This is a genomic window from Sphingomonas sp. CCH9-E2 (assembly GCF_001557215.1).
In the GTDB taxonomy this organism is placed as follows: domain Bacteria; phylum Pseudomonadota; class Alphaproteobacteria; order Sphingomonadales; family Sphingomonadaceae; genus Sphingomonas.
Window position 1 is genome coordinate 1 of sequence record NZ_LSJM01000222.1, and the last position, 593, is coordinate 593.

Consider the following 593-nt stretch of genomic DNA (forward strand, 5'->3'; position numbering starts at 1 on the left):
GACACTGATTGGCGGGGCGCTGGCATTGCGGATGCTGCCCGAGACGCGGGTGGGCGACCGTGCGCCGGTTGACGCGCGGCGGATCGCGACGACCTATTGGCAGGTGCTGCGGCAGCGCGGCTATCTGCCGCTCGCCCTGTCCAATGCGCTGATCAGCGGCGGGTTCTTCACGTTTCTGGCGGCGTCGCCGTTCGTGCTGGATGCAGCGGGGGCGACGCCGGCGCAGGCGGGGCTGTTCTATTCGGCGGTGGCGTGCGCGATCATCGGGGGCACCTTGTGCGTGCCGGTGGTGCTGCGCCGCTGGCCGCGCGGATTGAAGCCGGCCGGGTCGGTCGCGCTGGGCAGCGGTGCGGTCGTGATCCTGATCGTTGCGGCGACGGGGGCGCATCTGGCGGGGCTGTTCGTGGCGATGAGCCTGATCGCGTTCGGCGCGGGGCTGACCGGCCCTGCCCTGCTGGCCGAGGCGATCGAGCAGCAGCGCGAGCGGGCGAGCGCGGCGACGGGGCTGTTCGGGACGATGCAGATGGGCGGCGCGGCGCTGATCTCCACGCTGGCGGTGCGGATCGCGCCGGACCCTGCGGTCGAACTGGCGC

1 protein-coding gene is annotated in these 593 nt (G+C 72.8%); it reads left to right on the top strand.

Annotation, left to right across the window (positions count from 1 at the left end):
- Positions 1–593, top strand: a 593-nt coding sequence (locus tag AX681_RS10290) for an MFS transporter (protein WP_156456071.1), incomplete at both ends; no start/stop codon positions are given.